Here is a 16,949-nt window from a genome sequence, read left to right on the forward strand (position 1 = left end):
GTTTAAGTTGGAGAGCGCGTTGACTACAACTATTCAGTTGATGCACGCAAGGAGTGGCCTGCCACGCACCGGTTTTTATGGGTTCAGCTGGGCCAGCTTGGTCCTCGGGGGCTTGCCTGCCATTGTCAGAGGCGATGTCGTGAACGGGGTTGGCATTTGCGCTCTGGGCGGTACTGTTGCCTTGCTGGCGGCTCTTGCCCTTGGGCCTTTTGGCCTGCCGCTCGGGTGGCTCGCGGTGGGTGCCGTTTGGGGCAGCCTCTACAACCGGATCTATACCGCAAGGCTGTTGTCCCGCGGATACCGGCTGGCCGATACGGACGAACGCAATGCGCAAGCTCAGCGTGCTCTTGGCCTGGACGTGAGCGCCACCGCTCCCCGCGCAGGCTAAATGCTGGCATATCCCGAGCGTCAGATGCGGTGGATTACTCGCATCGTTCGGAGCGTTAGTCACCTTATAACCAACACATCACGTTGTCCGGCTTCCTGTTCACCGAGGTGATCACCGGGATCGAGACGCTTTTCTCCTCCATCTGCATGCTGGCAGCCGACGGGTCCACGGCACGGATCGGACGGGCCGCTGGTTTCAGCGCAATCCCGTTTGCTTGGTTAAAGCCGCGTTAACCAAGCTTGTCTAATCTATCGGCTCAATGGAACGTGTGCTGCCTGCCATGGCTGTGCGCGCTTGTCCTTGCGTCAACGGGAAGTTCGGGCTGAATGACTATGGGCAGAAGCACTTCGGCAGCGATGGCGCCAAACTCCACTCGCCACGCCCTCGCAGCCTTCGTCCTGCGACAGGTGCTGGCATTGTCCGGCTTTGCGCTGTTTTTCGCGCTGGCACTGGCCGTGGCAGCGCTTGCCACATGGAATGTTGCCGATCCAAGCCTATCCTACGCGACGGACATGCCGCCGAAAAATCTGCTCGGTTTTCCCGGCGCCGTCTTTGCAGATCTGATGCTGCAATTCCTTGGCCTTGCCAGCGTGCTTGCGCTTTTGCCGGTGCTTGCTTGGGCGCTTGCGCTCATCTCGGGACGCTCGATCCGGCGCATTCCGGCACGCCTCGGTTCCTGGCTGGCTGGCATGGTTCTGGCGTCAGCCTCGCTCGGCTGTTTTCCGGCACCCGAAACCTGGCCGATCCCCAACGGTATTGGCGGCGTCATCGGCGATATGATCCTGCGGTTTCCGGCGCTTTTTGTCGGCGCCTATCCGACCGGCATCGCCGCCACCATCCTCGGATGTGTCTTTGCCATTCCTGCGGTCGGCTTCCTGTTGTTTTCCGCCGGCCTCATCGGGCGTCAGGAGCTTGACGAGGAGGATGAGGAAGAGGTCCCTGCCGCCCCGCGTCGCAAGGCCGCGGATGTCGATGACGAGGATGATGAAGGCGGCTTTGCCGGCTTTCTCGCCTTTGGCGCCCTTGCGCATACCTGGTACATCACCCAGGCGCGCCTGCGCCGCCTGCTGCATATCAAGCCTCCCGCCCGCCAGGGTGCGTCACGCTTTGACGAGCCTTATGATTTCAACGAGGACGAATTCGGCAAGCTGAACGAGCCCGTGCGCGCCAAGCCCACGGCCGGCGGCCGCCTCGAACCTTCGCTCGAAAGCCCGATGTCGGACCTCATGGCGGCGCGCCGCCGCATTTCACCGCCGCCCCTGTCGGTCGAAGACGATGAAGACGAGGACGAGGATGACGACATGGTCCGTCCCGCCGGCATCCTGCCGGATGATGACGATGAGCCGATGTTCAATTCCGCCCGCAGGCCCTCGCATCCGACAGGCGCCAGGGTTGCCGGGCGTGTCGTGCCGGCCGCGGCACCACCACGCCCCGGCGCCCGCGTGGCGCGCGAGGCGCAATCCTCTTTCATCGACGATGGCGGCTTCCAGCTGCCATCCGTGCATCTTCTGACTGAGCCGCGCCATGCCGTGCGCGACAGCACGCTGTCTGCCGATGCGCTGGAGCAGAATGCCCGCATGCTGGAAGGCGTGTTGGAGGATTTTGGCGTCAAGGGCGAGATCATCCATGTGCGCCCCGGTCCGGTCGTGACGCTCTATGAGCTGGAGCCGGCGCCGGGCATCAAGTCGTCGCGCGTCATCGGCCTTGCCGATGATATCGCCCGCTCGATGAGCGCCATTGCCGCCCGCGTCGCCGTCGTTCCCGGCCGCAACGCCATCGGCATCGAACTGCCCAACCAGACGCGCGAAACCGTTTTCCTGCGCGAACTCATCGGCAGCGGCGATTTCGATACGAGCAAGGCAAAGCTTGCCATGGCGCTCGGCAAGACGATCGGCGGCGAGCCGGTCATTGCCGATCTCGCCAAGATGCCGCATCTGCTGGTCGCCGGCACCACCGGGTCTGGCAAGTCGGTTGCCATCAACACGATGATCCTGTCGCTGCTTTATCGGTTGTCGCCGGAAAAATGCCGTCTGATCATGATCGATCCGAAAATGCTGGAACTTTCCGTCTATGACGGCATTCCGCATCTCCTGTCCCCGGTCGTCACGGACCCCAAGAAGGCTGTCGTGGCGCTGAAGTGGACCGTGCGCGAGATGGAGGAACGCTACAAGAAGATGTCGAAGATCGGCGTTCGCAACATTGATGGTTTCAACAGCCGTGTCGAGCAGGCCATCGCCAAGGGCGAGGTGCTGACGCGCACGGTGCAGACGGGCTTTGACCGCCAGACGGGCGAAGCCATGTACGAGACCGAGGAATTCGACCTGAAGCCGATCCCCTATATCGTCGTCATCATCGACGAAATGGCCGACCTGATGATGGTGGCCGGCAAGGATATCGAAGGCGCCGTGCAGCGCCTGGCGCAGATGGCGCGTGCGGCCGGCATCCATGTGATCATGGCGACCCAGCGCCCTTCCGTCGACGTCATCACCGGCACGATCAAGGCGAATTTCCCCACCCGCATATCCTTCCAGGTCACCTCGAAGATCGACAGCCGCACGATTCTGGGCGAGCAGGGCGCTGAACAGCTGCTTGGCATGGGCGATATGCTCTACATGGCCGGTGGCGGCCGCATCCAGCGCGTCCACGGTCCCTTCGTATCCGACACCGAGGTGGAAGAAATCGTCGCCTACCTGAAGACGCAAGGCGCGCCGCAATATCTCGATGCCATCACCGCCGATGATGACGAGGATGGCGATAGCGGTGGTCCGGCCGGCACCGGCAACCTGTCGGATTCGGACGACCCTTACGATCAGGCGGTGGCAATCGTTCTGAGGGACGGCAAAGCCTCGACATCCTATATCCAGCGCCGGCTCGGCATCGGCTATAACCGTGCCGCCTCGCTCATCGAGCGCATGGAGCAGGAGGGGCTGATCGGTCCCGCCAACCATGCCGGCAAACGCGAAATCCTTGTGCCGACAGAGGCCGATATCATTGAGCGGTGAAGCGAAGGCCACGAAGCCGCCGCGTTTTCCCGCCATTACAGGCCCGAAGGAGATTTGAACCCATGACGACCCGTATCACCGCTTCCGCCGCTCTCAGCCGCCGCCACATGATGCTGGGCCTTGGCGCGCTGGCAGCCGGTGGCCTGGCGGGCGTGCCGGCCCTTGCGCAGGGCTCGGCCCCGTCCGATGCCGCCCAGAAGATTGCCGATCACTTTTCCTCCGTAAAGACGATGATGGGCGAGTTTGCGCAGTTCGGCCCGCGCGGCGAACAGACCGGCGGAAAATTCTTCATCGAGCGTCCGGGCAAGCTTCGCTTCAATTTTGAGGATCCCTCGCCGATCCGTGTCATCGCCGATGGCAACAATGTCGTTGTCGGCAATCTGAAACTGAAGACCTGGGATCTTTATCCGCTGTCGAAGACGCCGCTCAGCCTGCTTCTCGCCGACCGCATCGATCTGTCGAACCAGATGGTGCGCAACGTCAAGGAAGAGTCGGACCTCACCACCATCGTGCTCGGCAACAAGACGGTTTTCGGCGACAGCACGATCACCATGATGTTCGACCCGAAAACCTATGATCTGCGCCAGTGGACGATCACCGACCTGCAGAACAAGGACACCTCCGTCATGATCTACAATGTGCAGAACGGCGTGCGCTTCGACGACAAGGTTTTCACCATTCCCTATAACGAAGTGCACAAGCTGTAAGGCGACCGCTGCCACGTCTGCGCCCTTGCTCTTGACCGGTAAACCGGCCTAAACCTCGACGCATCACGTCGAGGTTTTTTCATGCGCTTTTCCATCACCACCTGGAACATCAACTCGGTGCGCCTGCGCCTGCCCATCGTGGAGCAGTTCCTGGTGCGGGAAAAACCCGACATCCTGTGCCTGCAGGAAATAAAATGCCGCGCGGAAGAATTCCCGCTCGAACCGCTGCAGGCCATGGGATACGAGCATATCGTGCTGCACGGCCAGAAGGGCTATCATGGCGTGGCCATCATCTCCAAGGTGCCGCTCTCGGAAGATCACCGGCAGGATTACTGCAAGGTCGGCGACGCCCGCCACATTTCGGCGATCTTCGAGCGCGGCGGCCGCCGCATCCGCCTGCACAATTTCTATGTGCCGGCCGGCGGCGATGAGCCTGATCGCAGCATCAACCCGAAATTCGGCCACAAGCTGGATTTCGTCGAGGAGATGAAGGCGCTGAAGGCGGACATGCCGAGTGTCTCCTCCATTCTCGTCGGAGACCTCAATATCGCACCGCTTGAGCATGATGTCTGGTCACACAAGCAGATGTTGAAGATCGTCAGCCACACGCCGGTGGAGACCGAAGGCTTGACCGAAGTGATGGCAAAGGGCGGCTGGCTGGACCTGATGCGCCAGCACGTTCCGGCCTCCGAAAAGCTCTACACCTGGTGGAGCTACCGCGCAAAGGACTGGGAAGCCGCCGACCGTGGTCGCCGGCTCGACCATATCTGGTCATCGCCCGAACTCGGACCGCTCTTGGAAAACATCGCTGTGCTGAAGGAAGCCCGCGGCTGGAACCGCCCGTCGGACCATGTGCCGGTAACGGCAACGTTCAGAATGTAAGAGCTTAACGCAAGGGCCGGTCGACCGTGAAGGACGATAGCCTCATCCTCAGGCAAACCGTCCCTGCATCGCCGCCGCAGCCTTTGCCAGCCCGACCAGATTGTCCCTGATCCGCTGTTCCAGAATGCGCGCCACGGCCGGATATTCCTCCAGCAGGCGGTGAAAGAGCGTGCGCGGGATGCGCAAAACTTCGCCGTCTTCGGCGGCAATGGCGGTGAACTTGCGCTCCACCATCGTCACCAGCGCCAGTTCCGACAGCAGGGTGCCGGGGCCGGCGGATCGGGCAAGATCGGCAATGCCGTCCCGACCGACCGTGTAGAGGTCGAGCCGGCCGCGCGCCACCACATAGGCGCATTCGGCCGGCGATTGTTCGCGAAACAGTTCCTGCCCTTTCGCGACGCTGCGGCGTTCCGCCCCGAAGGCAACGAGACGCAGCTGGTCGTCGTCGAGCCCCTGGAACAGGGGAACCTGCGCAAGCAGGCGAATGTCGTCGCTCAGGGCCATGGGGCAGGTCCGAAGGTGTCAGGGAACGATCTTGTAGCCACCGTTTTCGGTGACCAGAATTTCGGCGCTTGAGGGATCGCGCTCAATCTTCTGGCGAAGACGGTAGACATGGGTTTCCAGCGTATGGGTCGTCACGCCGGAATTATAGCCCCAGACCTCTTCCAGCAGCACGTCGCGCGTCACCACTTTCTGGCCGGCGCGGTAGAGGTAGCGGATGATCGCCGCTTCCTTTTCGGTCAGCCGGATTTTCTTGCCGTCATCGGTGGTGAGCAGCTTCTGGCTCGGCTTGAAGATATAGGGGCCGACGGTGAACGTCGCGTCCTCGCTCTGCTCGTACTGGCGAAGCTGCGCGCGGATGCGGGCAAGCAGCACGGCGAAACGGAAGGGCTTGGTGATATAATCATTGGCGCCGGCTTCGAGGCCCAGGATCGTGTCGCTGTCGGTGTCATGCCCTGTCAGCATGATGATCGGCGCCTTGAAACCACCCTTGCGCAAGAGCTTTACCGCCTCGCGCCCGTCCATGTCCGGCAGGCCGACATCCATGATCAAGAGGTCGATCTGTCGGGATTTTGCCGTCGCCATCGCCTTGGTGGCGTTGCTTTCCTGCAGAAGGGAAAATTCCTCATAGAGGGAAAGCTGCTCGACCAGCGTCTCGCGCAGATCATCATCATCATCCACCAGCAGTACGGTGCGGGCTGCCATGCCGTCTTTGCCTTTCCTTTGCCCGTCGCGCATCGGCGGCGAGGCTCTTCGATCTAAGGTGCATTGTGCTATGAATTCAAATGAAATCATATCCAGAGCAACACTGTGTGAGACAAATGGGTGGGAAAAGCGCCGGCGGCAAGAGAAAGATGATCACGGTTCGCGCCGCACCATCAAATCCCACTCGCGCTTTCGTGAGTTTTGACGGGGTGACGGTGCCGGCCGCGATCGGCCGCTCCGGGCGAACGGCGTTCAAGCGCGAAGGCGATGGCGCAACGCCGATTGCCGCCATGAAGCTGCTTTACGGCTTTGTGCGCGGTGAGCATGTAGGCGCTCTGCCGACCGGCCTGTCTCTTATCCGCATCAAAGATGACATGCTGTGGTGCGATGCGCCGACCCATGCCGCCTATAACCGGCCGGTGCGCGCACCGTTCAAGGCAAGCCACGAGCGGATGCAGCGCAAGGACGGGCTCTACGACATTTGCCTCGTCCTCGACTGGAACATCACCTCGCGTCGCCGTCACCGTGGTTCGGCGATTTTCTTCCATCTCATACGGCCCGGTTACCAGCCGACGGAGGGCTGTATCGCCATCAGCCCGACAGCCATGCGCCGGCTTATCCGGTTCATGCGGCCCGGCATGGTGGTGCGCGTCATCTGATCGTATCGCGGGTTTGTCGTGCCGCCGCAACAGGCGGCACGGTCGCGGTCTGATCCTGACGATCGAAGCTTCGCGACGCAAAACCCTTTCATCGCGTCTCAGCGGCCGATGGCAATGGCGCCCGCGGCAACAATCAGGCAGGCGACGATGCGCTTGAAGGTGAGCGTCTCGCCAAGAAACAGCCAGCCGATCAGCATGGCGAAGACAACGCTTGTCTCGCGGATGGCGGTGATCGGGCCGGCGGGGCCGAGCGAATAGGCGACGATGATGACGCCATAGGCCAGAAGCACGAAGATGCCGGCTCCCAGCGCCTTCCAGCTTTCCTTCTGCCGGATATCGATCCGCAGTCGCCCGCGCATCGCCGTATAGGCGATGATCAGGAGTACGCCATAGGTAAACAGCACCCAGGCGGCATAGGCGCGCGGATCGGACACATAGCGTACGCCGGTGGAATCCACCGTCGCGTAACTTGCGATGATAAGACCTGTCAGCAGTGCCCAGAGGATGGAGGAGGTGGGCGCCCGCTGCCGCCCGAGCGACAGGCTCATGATGCCGATGGCAACCAGTGCAACGCCGACCAGCTGGCTTGGCCCCACCGTCTGCCCCGTGAGCAGGAAGCCGCCGAGTGTGACCAGCAGCGGCACGGAGCCGCGCACCACCGGATAGACCTGCCCGAGATCGCCCAGCCGATAGGCAAAGACGAGGAAGATGCTGTAGGCCACCTGCAAGAACGACGAGCCGAGGATATAGGCAAAGCCGGTCGCCGTCGGCAGCGGCAGCCAGAGCATGACCGGCAGCGCAAAGACGATGCCCGTGACACCCATCACGGTGATCGACCAGAGCCGGTCGCTTCCCGAGCGCAGGAAGGCATTCCAGCTGGCATGGAGAATGGCGGCCGAAAGGGCAAGCGCGATAACGGCGGGGTTCAAGCTCTCATCACCTCAAGGGGTGCGGCAGGGCGCGGGGGAAGATGGCGGGTCGGAAATCAGGTTCGAGGTTCGAACCTAACCGGCAGGAAGCGCCAGTCAATTGCGGATTTCTTGCGCAAGGCATCAGCGGAATTGATCGACGAAGAAAGCCGCCGGAAGGTATCCATCCGGCGGCTTTCTGGTTCATCCGGCGTCTGGCGCCCGACCGGTTATTTCCACTCGCGGATATCGACGAAGTGGCCGGCAATGGCGGCAGCGGCGGCCATGGCGGGCGACACCAGATGCGTGCGGCCCTTGAAACCCTGGCGACCTTCGAAGTTGCGGTTCGAGGTGGAGGCGCAACGTTCGCCCGGCTTCAGCCGGTCGTCGTTCATCGCAAGGCACATCGAGCAGCCCGGCTCGCGCCATTCGAAGCCGGCGTCGAGGAAGATCGTGTGCAGGCCTTCGGCTTCGGCCTGTTCCTTGACGATGCCCGAACCCGGCACGATCATGGCCGAAACGGTGGAGGCCACCTTGCGGCCTTCGACGACCTTGGCGGCGGCGCGCAGATCCTCGATACGTCCGTTCGTGCAGGAGCCGATGAAGACGCGGTCGATGGCAATGTCGGTGATCTTGGTGCCGGGCTTCAGGCCCATATAGTCGAGTGCACGCCATTTGGAGACGCGCTTGGTTTCTTCGGCAATCTCATCCGGGTTCGGCACGACACCCTGCACCGAGATGACGTCCTCGGGCGAGGAGCCCCAGGAGACGATCGGCGGCAGCGCTGCGGCATCGAGAACAACGACGCGGTCGTAATGGGCGCCTTCGTCCGACTGCAGCGTCTTCCAGTATTCGACGGCCATGTCCCAGGCCTTGCCCTTGGGCGCGCGCGGCTTGTCCTTGATGTAATTGAAGGTCGTCTCGTCCGGCGCAATGAGGCCGGCGCGGGCGCCGCCTTCGATCGTCATGTTGCAGACCGTCATGCGGCCTTCCATCGACAGCGCGCGAATGGCTTCGCCGGCAAATTCGATGACATGGCCGGTGCCGCCGGCAGTGCCGATTTCGCCGATGATGGCAAGAATGATGTCCTTGGCGGTCACGCCCGGCGGCAGCTGGCCGTCGACACGCACCAGCATGTTCTTTGCCTTCTTCTGCACCAGCGTCTGGGTTGCCAGCACATGCTCGACCTCGGACGTGCCGATGCCGTGCGCAAGCGCGCCGAAAGCGCCATGCGTGGAGGTGTGGCTGTCACCGCAGACAATCGTCATGCCGGGCAGGGTAAAACCCTGTTCGGGGCCGACGATGTGGACGATGCCCTGGCGAACGTCCTTTTCCGAGTAATATTCGATGCCGAAATCGGCAGCATTCTGGGCCAGCGCCTCCACCTGGATGCGGCTTTCCTCGTTCTTGATGCCGATATGGCGATCCGGCGTGGTGGGCACGTTGTGGTCGACCACGGCCAGCGTCTTTTCCGGTGCACGGACCTTGCGGTCGGCCAGGCGCAGGCCTTCGAAGGCCTGCGGACTCGTCACCTCATGAACGAGGTGGCGATCGATGTAGAGAAGACAGGTGCCGGTCTCGTCAGTCGAAACGACGTGGTCGTCCCAGATCTTGTCATAGAGGGTACGGGGTGCGCTCATGGCTGCCATCCATTTGATGTAGAGAAGAGGGGGATTTGAAATCGGCAGCAGGCTGCCGGTTCGACGCGATCAGAGCGTGCGAAGTCGGCCGAAAAGGGCGCCGGAAATGCGCGCGAAAAAGCGTGCCGGCAGACGCTTGTGGTCCTGCAGCACATAAACATTCGTCGCGAGGCATCCGAATTTCGATCCCATGGAGGAGGATCTATCAGTTTTCCGCGCTTTCGGCAATTGCCAAAGCCTTCTGTGTCGCCGGGTGATTTGATCGGCCCGGCAATTGAAAATCGGGGCGGAAGACGAGATATGTGCTGGAGAGGTTAACAGGGCAGGAGAACCGAACGCATGTTCAGCGAGATTGACCGACTTGATGCCGTCCGGTCCGTCAACCCGGCATCCGTCGGATCGACGCAGGAACTGCGTGTGCTGGCCGAACTTGCGCAACAGGTCTATGACGTGCCGCGCGCGGCCGTACATCTGCTGGATGACCATTGGCAGCTCAATGCCGTTCAGGTCGGGATCGAGCTGCCGGACTGCTCCCGGGACATCGCCATCTGCACCCGCGTCGTCACGAGCGGGCAGACGCTCGTCATCCCGGACATGCGGCAGGTGCCGGCCCTGTCGGCCCTGCCTTTCGTCACGCAGGACCCGTTCCTGCGCTTCTATGCCGGTGCTCCCGTCGCGGTGGAGGATGGCCTGGTTGTCGGCAGCTTCTGCATCGTGGATACCGAGCCGCGATCCGCAGACACCGTGGATCGGCAAAGCCTGATCCGCTTTGCCGAGGTGGCCTCTGCGCTTCTGCGCCTGCAGCGCAACAATTTCAGGCTGTCGCTCTCCGAAAAGGATTGGCGCTATGCGGCCCTGACGGATCCGCTGACCCTCTTTTACAATCGCGCAGCGCTGCCGGCGCTGGTCGATCCCATGCTGGAGGCCCGTGCAACCGCAGCCTCCCTCTCCGGTGTGCTGTATCTGGATATGGACGGGTTCAAGTCCATCAACGATCGCTTTGGTCATGCGGTGGGCGACGAGGTGCTGTCCCAGGCAGCCGCGCGCATCCGAACCGCGCTGTCCCCGTCCGATATCGTGGTGCGCATGGGGGGAGACGAATTTGCCATCTTCATCGAGCAGGTGGCAAGCTGTCATGAGCTTGCGCTGCTGGCTGAGCGTCTTCTTGCCTTGTTCCGGTTGCCCTTCGTCATCGGACGAGAACAGCTGTCGGCCCGCTTGAGCATTGGCGGCGCGCTTTCCGGTGCCGGTCGCGCCGAAAGGGAGGCTTTGCTCCATTCCGTCGATCAGGCGCTTTACCGGGCCAAGGCAGCCGGGCGTGACTGCAGCATCATCCAGGATCTGCTCTAGGCACCACCCTGCGCCATCCTCCCGCGCATCCGACGTTCCATGCGCCGCAAGATCAGCGACAGGCCGATGGTCAGCGCAAGATAGAGATAGGCGAGGATCGAATAGGTTTCGAAGAAGCGGAAGGAACCGGAGGCGTAAACCTTGGCCATCTGGGTGATGTCGGCAACGCCCAGCACCGAGACCAGCGAGGAATCCTTGACCATCGAGACGAAGTCGTTGGAGAGCGGCGGAAAGATCACCTTCAGCGCCTGTGGCATGACAACGAGGCGAAACCGCTGGAAGCGTGAGAGGCCGAGCGCCTTCGCCGCCTCGATCTGCCCGCTATCGACCGACTGGATGCCGGCGCGAAAGATTTCCGCGATGAAGGAGCTGTAGCCGATGGTGAGCGCGATGACCGCACGCGACAGAAGCGACAGGTCGCGCACGAGAAGACTTGGCAGGAAGCCCCGTTCAATAAGCGGCGCGGCGCAAAAATTATAGGCGGCGACCAGCGCTGGTGCGCCGACGAAGGCAACGTAGAACAAAAGCACGAGGATCGGGATGCCGCGGATGACTTCCACATAGAAGCGCGCACTCTGGCGCAGCACGCGGTTGCCGGACAGGCCGGCAAGCGCCACGCCAAGTCCAAGGGCTGCAGCAAGCCCGAAACTGACAAGGGCCACCCCGACCGTGATGCCGATGCCCTTGGCGACGATGAAAAACACCTGGCCATAGAGGTCATTGGTGGCGATGACCACGGCAAAGCCCGCCATCATCAGCCCGAAGGCCACGATCCACCAGGGGAAATCCTCCGGTTCTCTCCCGCGCCGGGAAACTGCCATCCGGGCTTACTGCCCCATCTTGTAGTCGAGGAACCACTTCTTGTTGAGCGCGTCCAGCGTACCGTCCGCCTTCAGGGCGTCGATTGCCGCATCGACCGGTGCCACGAGATCGGACCCCTTCTTGAAGATGAAGCCGAAATCCTCCGAGCCGAGCGGCCCGCCGACGAGCTTCAGGGTGCCCTTCGAGGCATCGACATAGCCTTGCCCGGCGGTGCCATCCGTCAGCACCATGTCGACATCGCCGGTGCGCAATGCCTGCACGGTGGCGCCGAAGGTTTCAAAAAGCTTGATGCGGACATTCTGCTCGTTGCCGTCCAGCACTTCGTAAACGGCCGTATAGAAGGGCGTCGTGCCGGGCTGCGCCCCGATCAGCGCATCGGGATTGGCGCCGAAGCTCTTGGCATCGGAAAAGCGGGTCTCATCGGCGCGCACCAGCATGAATTGCTGCGAGCGCATATAGGGCTTTGAAAAGTCGACCTTTTCCTTGCGGTCTTCCTTGATGGTGATGCCCGTCATGCCGATATCGAATTGACCGTCCGACACCGCCTGGATCATCGCATCCCAGGACGTGTTCTGGTAGCTGACCTTGGCGTTCAGCCGCTTGGCAATCTCGTTCATCGCATCATATTCCCAGCCGATTGCCGTGCCGGTCTTCGGGTCGACGAACTGCAGCGGCGGATAGGCATTTTCCGTCACCACCACGATGGCGCGGCCCTTGAGGTCCGGCAGGTCGGCCGCCAGGGCAGGGGACGGGACAAGCGGCAGGAGAGACAGGGCGCAGAAGGCGGCAAGGGTGGTGCGGCGAGAAATCATCCGAGGCTCCTGATCATGTGGCCTGCCGATTGTCACGGAAATGCCGGGAATGGCAAGGGGGCGGGTACCGCGTGAAACCCGCCAGCGCGCTCGCGGCCACACTCAGCCGCGCCCGCCCTGCAATGACATCCGTGCCAGGACGCGGCAGGATATCGCCATCCTCCTGTCACGTTCATGGGTTTGATCGCCTTCTTCGCGTGCAGTAAGGGGGATATCATGCGCTTGGTTTTATCCGGTTTTTTCGTTTCGACGCTCTTGGCCGCGGCCATGCCGGCGGCCGCTTCGGACATCTGCACCATTGTTGCCGACGCAAAATCCGGCGCGGTATTTCTGCGCGAGGGCCGTTGCGCAGAGCGCGTCACGCCTGCCTCCACCTTCAAGCTGCCGCTCAGCGTGATGGCGTTTGATGCGGGCATCCTGAAGGACCAGCACACGCCGTCCTTCTCCTATCAGCAGGGGGATCCGGCCTGGGGTGGCGAGGCCTGGAAGCAGCCGACCGATGCGCAGCGCTGGCTCAAATATTCGGTCGTCTGGTTTTCACAGCGCCTTACGCAGCGCCTCGGGGCCGAGACGCTTCACCGCTATGCGCAAGGTTTTGGCTACGGTAATGCCGATTTTTCCGGAGACGCAGGCAAGAACAATGGCCTGGAGCGCGCCTGGATCTCCTCATCCCTGAAAATCTCGCCGGACGAGCAGGTGGCGTTCCTGAAAAAGTTCGTCAACCGCACGCTGCCGGTCAGTCCGCAGGCCATGGAGATGACGGAAAAGGCTGCGGAACGCTTCGAGTTGAAGGATAGCTGGATTGCGCATGGCAAGACCGGCATGGCCTATCCGCGCAAGGCTGACTGGACCTTCGATGAGGCCAGGCCTTGGGGCTGGTTTGTCGGCTGGGCGCAGAAGAATGGCCGCACGGTGGTCTTTGCAAAGCTTGTGCAGGATGAGCGGAAGCTTGCCACGTCTCCAAGCGCCAGGGCCCGCGATGCTCTTTTTGAAACGCTGCCGGGTCTATTGGCGCGTCACTGATCGCCTCTCCGTTCGGTAGAAACAAAAAAGGCGGCCCGTAAGGACCGCCTTTTGCATGGAGAGGCGTAAGCGCCTTATTCTGCAGAAGCTTCTGCAGCCTTTGCAGCTTCTGCTGCTTCGGCTTCAGCCTTGGCGGCTGCTTCTGCTGCTGCCTTTTCGGCGGCCAGTGCCTGTGCTGCTGCGACCTTTTCAGCTTCCAGACGTGCCTTTTCCTCGGCAGCGGCGGAGCGCTCGGATTCGTTCAGCTTGCGGGTACGCGTGTTGGTGTTTTCAACGATACGGGCCGACTTGCCGCGACGATCGCGCAGATAGTAGAGCTTGGCGCGACGGACCTTACCGCGGCGAACGACTTCGACGCTGTCGACCATCGGCGAATAGATCGGGAATACGCGCTCGACGCCTTCGCCGTAGGAGATCTTGCGAACGGTGAAGCTCTCGTTGATGCCGCCACCCGAACGGGCGATGCACACGCCTTCATAGGCCTGTACGCGGGTACGGTTGCCTTCGCGAACGGTGACGTTGACGCGCAGCGTGTCGCCCGGGGAAAATTCGGGAAGCTTGCGCTTGGCTTCGATCTTGGCAGCCTGTTCGGCTTCCAGCTGCTGAATGATGTTCATTGGTCAAACCTTCTCTTTTTCTCAAACAGCCAGAGCGCTCGACATCGGTTCCATTGGAGCTTGCCTCCGGATCCGGCCCTTGGGCGGAGCGTATTCGCCATTCTTTGCTTGCTGGTCGACGGGATGAAAATCCCATGTCCGCGTGCGCCAATATACCAAACGGCGGCGCTTGTCACCCCGGCAGGTGCCGCAAAAGCCGGAAAAGATCATGCCCAGCGTACTTGCTGGCCGCCTTGGTCGGGGCTACTCACGATAAACGGGTTTGGGAGGACACCGCGCAATGAGCCTTATCATGATCGGCCTGCTGTTTGTCGCAGGTTTCTTGTCCGGTGCGGTCAACGCCATTGCCGGTGGCGGCACGTTCCTGACCTTCGGGGCGCTAACACTTGCCGGCTTGCCGCCGATTTCGGCCAATGCCACCTCGTCCATCGTGCAGTTTCCAGGCTATGTCACCTCCACGCTTGCCTATCGGCGGGAGATCGCGCGCAATTGGCGCGGCGCGCTTGTGCTTTGCGTGGTTTCCATCATCGGCGGCGCATCCGGCGCTATCATTCTTCTGGCGCTTGATAACCCGTCGTTTCGCGCATTGGTGCCGTGGCTGCTGGCAAGCGCCACCATCATGTTTGCCGCCGGTCCCTGGCTGAAGCCGAAAACATCCTCCGAACATCCGGTCAACACGCCGGCAAGCTTTTTGGGGCAGCTTGTCACCGCGCTTTACGGCGGCTTTTTCGGCGCGGGCATGGGCATCATGATGCTTGCCGTGCTGGGGCTGACGGCCGGCGGCAGCTATCACCATCTAAACGCGCTTAAAAACCTGCTGGCCATGGTCATTGCAGCAGTTGCCATCGTCATCTTCGTCGGCGGGGGCGTTGTCGGCTGGCCGCAGGCGCTGGTCATGCTGCCGGCGGGTGCCGCCGGTGGTTATACCGGCGTGTGGCTCGCGCGCCGCGTGCCGCAACTGGTGATGCGGCTCATCGTGGTGGTGGTCGGTGCGGCACTGACGGTTTACTATTTCGTCAGCGGCTGAGCCGGTTTTTCAAGAAGATCCGGCCGACGCTCCTTCGTCAGGGCAAGCGCCTGCTGATGGCGCCATTTTTCGATGGCGGCGTGATTGCCCGATGTCAGCACATCCGGGATCGGCTGTCCCTCGAACACCTGCGGGCGGGTGTAATGCGGATGTTCAAGCAAGCCCGTCTCAAAGCTTTCATGCGTGCCGGAGGCGGCATTGCCCATGACGCCGGGCAGGATGCGCACCACCGCATCGAGCAGCGTCAGTGCTGCCGGCTCGCCCCCGGAGAGGATATAGTCGCCAATCGAGACTTCCTCGAGTTCGCGGGCGTCGATGACCCGCTGATCGACGCCTTCGAACCGGCCACAGACGATGACCACCCCATCGCCTTCTGCCAGTTCGCGCACGCGCGCCTGCGTCAGCGGGCGTCCGCGCGGGCTCATCAGCAGGCGCGGACGGCGGTCATCGGCGACGGAATCGATGGCGAGCGCCAGAATATCCGGCTTCAACACCATGCCGGCGCCGCCGCCGGCCGGCGTGTCATCGACGGTTCGATGCCTGTCCTCGGCAAAATCGCGGATCTGCACCGTGTCGAGTGTCCATTGGCCGCGCTCCATGGCCTTGGCCGAGAGCGAATGGCCGAGATGACCGGGAAACATGTCCGGATAAAGCGTGAGGATGGTGGCGCGAAATGACATGGGGTGCGCTTATTCCGGGTCGCGGTTCTTGTCCGCGCCCTTCTTGCCGGAACCCTTCTTGCCGCCGCCGTTCTTGCCACCCGAAGCCTGGGGTGGTTCATTGCCGACATCCGGATCACTTTCGGCTGCCCGGCGCATCGCCTCGTCTTCGTCCGGGGTCTCGATCAGGCCGGCCGCCATCGGGTCGATGACGATACGGCCTTGGTCGAGATCGATTTCCAGAACGGCGGCTTCGGAAAAGGGAATGAGCGTCGGGCGACGGCCCGGCCCCTTCAGCTCCAGAAGGTCGCCGGCGCCGAAATCGAAGACGCCGCTCACCTTGCCATAGCTTTTGCCGTCGGCATCCTCGACATCGAGGCCTTCGAGGTCGGCGTAATAGAATTCGTCGTCGTCCAGTTCCTCGTCCGGCAGGTTGTCGCGGTCGATGAAGAGTTCAAGACCGTTCAGTTTCTCGGCAGTGTCACGGTCGTTGATGCCGCGGAACCGCACGATGACCACCGTCTTTGCTTCGCGCAGATCAAGAATCTCGAACACCCGGCCATCCATGCTGTGCAGATGGCCGTAATCGCCGAGCGCCAGGGGATCGGCCGTGAAGCTGCGCACCCGCACTTCGCCGCGCAGACCTTGCGGTGCGCCGATCGTCGCCATGAGGATGGGGTTTTCCAGCTTGGCCATGGGGCTCTCCCTTTGCGGTTCTGGCGTCCTTTTAAAGGGAGTTTGCCGCGTTGGAAACAGAAGAGGAGGGGAAACAGAAGAAGCGAAGCGCAAACGGAAGACGGGCGGCATGTTGCCATGCCACCCGTCCGGATGCGCAAAAACGCGTCTCTTATTCTGCGGCGGCTTCGGCAGCGGCTGCTGCTGCGGCATCAGCCTTCTGCTTGCGCTCGGCGGCACGCTCGACAGCGCGCTTGCCCGGCTTTGCCTTTTCCGGGTTGCTGCGGGCAGCGCGCTCGGCAAGGCCGGCCTCTGCCATGAAGCGCAGAACGCGGTCGGTCGGCTGCGCGCCGTTGTCCAGCCAATGCTTCAGGCGCTCGGCGTTGAGCTCGATGCGCTTTTCATTGTCCTTGGCCAGCATCGGGTTCCAGGAGCCGACCTTTTCCAGGAAACGGCCGTCGCGCGGTGCGCGCGCGTCAGCAATGACGATCTGGTAATAAGGGCGCTTCTTGGAGCCACCACGGGCGAGACGGATCTTCAGGGACATTTCATTACTCCTTGGGTCTTGGGTG

General features: G+C 62.1%; 18 protein-coding genes. 8 read left to right on the top strand and 10 right to left on the bottom strand.

All coding sequences use genetic code 11. The features are described 5' to 3' along the window. Positions 1–139 precede the first annotated feature (139 nt). The 4 genes from ACEXP3_RS11015 to ACEXP3_RS11030 all read left to right on the top strand — a co-directional run bounded on the left by ACEXP3_RS11015 (position 140) and on the right by ACEXP3_RS11030 (position 4,979). Positions 140–388: a hypothetical protein gene (locus ACEXP3_RS11015; protein ID WP_377297307.1), complete on the top strand. Its 249-nt coding sequence runs from the start codon at positions 140–142 to the stop codon at positions 386–388. Between the two features lie 332 nt (positions 389–720). After that, positions 721–3,390 (top strand): FtsK/SpoIIIE family DNA translocase, encoded by a 2,670-nt coding sequence (locus tag ACEXP3_RS11020; RefSeq protein WP_377297482.1) that lies wholly within the window; start codon positions 721–723, stop codon positions 3,388–3,390. A 62-nt stretch (positions 3,391–3,452) separates the two neighbouring features. Continuing rightward, on the top strand, positions 3,453–4,097 hold the full coding sequence (locus ACEXP3_RS11025) for an outer membrane lipoprotein carrier protein LolA (protein WP_210105923.1): 645 nt from the start codon (positions 3,453–3,455) through the stop codon (positions 4,095–4,097). Between the two features lie 81 nt (positions 4,098–4,178). Beyond that, entirely contained in the window at positions 4,179–4,979 is an 801-nt protein-coding gene (locus tag ACEXP3_RS11030; RefSeq protein WP_377297308.1) for an exodeoxyribonuclease III, read from the top strand. A 48-nt stretch (positions 4,980–5,027) separates the two neighbouring features. Here the strand turns inward: ACEXP3_RS11030 and ACEXP3_RS11035 are convergent, their stop codons facing one another. Both ACEXP3_RS11035 and ACEXP3_RS11040 read right to left on the bottom strand, forming a co-directional pair. Then, complete coding sequence (locus ACEXP3_RS11035) at positions 5,028–5,483, bottom strand: cyclic nucleotide-binding domain-containing protein (protein ID WP_377297309.1); 456 nt, start codon at positions 5,481–5,483, stop codon at positions 5,028–5,030. A gap of 18 nt (positions 5,484–5,501) precedes the next feature. Beyond that, complete coding sequence (locus ACEXP3_RS11040; RefSeq protein ID WP_377297310.1) at positions 5,502–6,185, bottom strand: response regulator transcription factor; 684 nt, start codon at positions 6,183–6,185, stop codon at positions 5,502–5,504. Between the two features lie 116 nt (positions 6,186–6,301). Here ACEXP3_RS11040 and ACEXP3_RS11045 point away from each other — a divergent pair, with 116 nt between their 5' ends. Then, positions 6,302–6,844 (top strand): L,D-transpeptidase family protein, encoded by a 543-nt coding sequence (locus tag ACEXP3_RS11045; protein ID WP_377297311.1) that lies wholly within the window; start codon positions 6,302–6,304, stop codon positions 6,842–6,844. Between the two features lie 98 nt (positions 6,845–6,942). Here the strand turns inward: ACEXP3_RS11045 and ACEXP3_RS11050 are convergent, their stop codons facing one another. Both ACEXP3_RS11050 and leuC read right to left on the bottom strand, forming a co-directional pair. Beyond that, positions 6,943–7,773: an EamA family transporter gene (locus tag ACEXP3_RS11050; protein WP_377297312.1), complete on the bottom strand. Its 831-nt coding sequence runs from the start codon at positions 7,771–7,773 to the stop codon at positions 6,943–6,945. Positions 7,774–7,982: 209 nt separating this feature from the next. Next, the gene (gene leuC, locus ACEXP3_RS11055; RefSeq protein WP_210105917.1) at positions 7,983–9,392 is read right to left on the bottom strand and encodes a 3-isopropylmalate dehydratase large subunit; all 1,410 of its coding nucleotides are present in this window, start codon (positions 9,390–9,392) and stop codon (positions 7,983–7,985) included. A gap of 339 nt (positions 9,393–9,731) precedes the next feature. On the opposite strand from leuC, the gene ACEXP3_RS11060 reads away from it, so the two are divergent. Next, positions 9,732–10,742, top strand: a complete 1,011-nt coding sequence (locus tag ACEXP3_RS11060) for a sensor domain-containing diguanylate cyclase (RefSeq protein ID WP_377297313.1) — start codon at positions 9,732–9,734, stop codon at positions 10,740–10,742. On the opposite strand, the gene ACEXP3_RS11065 is transcribed toward ACEXP3_RS11060, so the two are convergent. Next, positions 10,739–11,563, bottom strand: coding sequence for an amino acid ABC transporter permease (locus tag ACEXP3_RS11065; protein ID WP_377297314.1), 825 nt, complete (start codon positions 11,561–11,563; stop codon positions 10,739–10,741). The genes ACEXP3_RS11060 and ACEXP3_RS11065 overlap by 4 nt on opposite strands. 6 nt (positions 11,564–11,569) lie before the next feature. Next, positions 11,570–12,376 (bottom strand): transporter substrate-binding domain-containing protein, encoded by an 807-nt coding sequence (locus tag ACEXP3_RS11070; RefSeq protein ID WP_377297315.1) that lies wholly within the window; start codon positions 12,374–12,376, stop codon positions 11,570–11,572. Between the two features lie 216 nt (positions 12,377–12,592). Between ACEXP3_RS11070 and blaOXA the strand changes: the two genes are divergently transcribed. Then, the gene (gene blaOXA, locus ACEXP3_RS11075; protein WP_377297316.1) at positions 12,593–13,399 is read left to right on the top strand and encodes a class D beta-lactamase; all 807 of its coding nucleotides are present in this window, start codon (positions 12,593–12,595) and stop codon (positions 13,397–13,399) included. A 74-nt stretch (positions 13,400–13,473) separates the two neighbouring features. On the opposite strand, the gene rplS is transcribed toward blaOXA, so the two are convergent. Further along, positions 13,474–14,016 carry a 50S ribosomal protein L19 gene (gene rplS / locus ACEXP3_RS11080; protein ID WP_210105912.1) on the bottom strand — a complete coding sequence of 181 codons (543 nt, stop codon included), beginning with the start codon at positions 14,014–14,016 and terminating at the stop codon, positions 13,474–13,476. 280 nt (positions 14,017–14,296) lie between these two features. Between rplS and ACEXP3_RS11085 the strand changes: the two genes are divergently transcribed. Next, positions 14,297–15,043: a sulfite exporter TauE/SafE family protein gene (locus ACEXP3_RS11085; RefSeq protein ID WP_377297317.1), complete on the top strand. Its 747-nt coding sequence runs from the start codon at positions 14,297–14,299 to the stop codon at positions 15,041–15,043. On the opposite strand, the gene trmD is transcribed toward ACEXP3_RS11085, so the two are convergent. The 3 genes from trmD to rpsP form a co-directional block, all read right to left on the bottom strand. Beyond that, the gene (trmD, locus tag ACEXP3_RS11090; protein WP_377297318.1) at positions 15,025–15,723 is read right to left on the bottom strand and encodes a tRNA (guanosine(37)-N1)-methyltransferase TrmD; all 699 of its coding nucleotides are present in this window, start codon (positions 15,721–15,723) and stop codon (positions 15,025–15,027) included. The two genes, ACEXP3_RS11085 and trmD, sit on opposite strands and share 19 nt — an antisense overlap. A gap of 9 nt (positions 15,724–15,732) precedes the next feature. Continuing rightward, complete coding sequence (rimM, locus tag ACEXP3_RS11095; protein WP_377297320.1) at positions 15,733–16,398, bottom strand: ribosome maturation factor RimM; 666 nt, start codon at positions 16,396–16,398, stop codon at positions 15,733–15,735. Positions 16,399–16,549: 151 nt separating this feature from the next. Next, complete coding sequence (rpsP, locus tag ACEXP3_RS11100) at positions 16,550–16,924, bottom strand: 30S ribosomal protein S16 (RefSeq protein WP_210105908.1); 375 nt, start codon at positions 16,922–16,924, stop codon at positions 16,550–16,552. Between the last annotated feature and the right edge of the window lie 25 nt (positions 16,925–16,949).

Origin of the sequence: Neorhizobium fuzhouense, from assembly GCF_042611105.1 — a bacterium.
Classification (GTDB): domain Bacteria; phylum Pseudomonadota; class Alphaproteobacteria; order Rhizobiales; family Rhizobiaceae; genus Neorhizobium; species Neorhizobium galegae_A.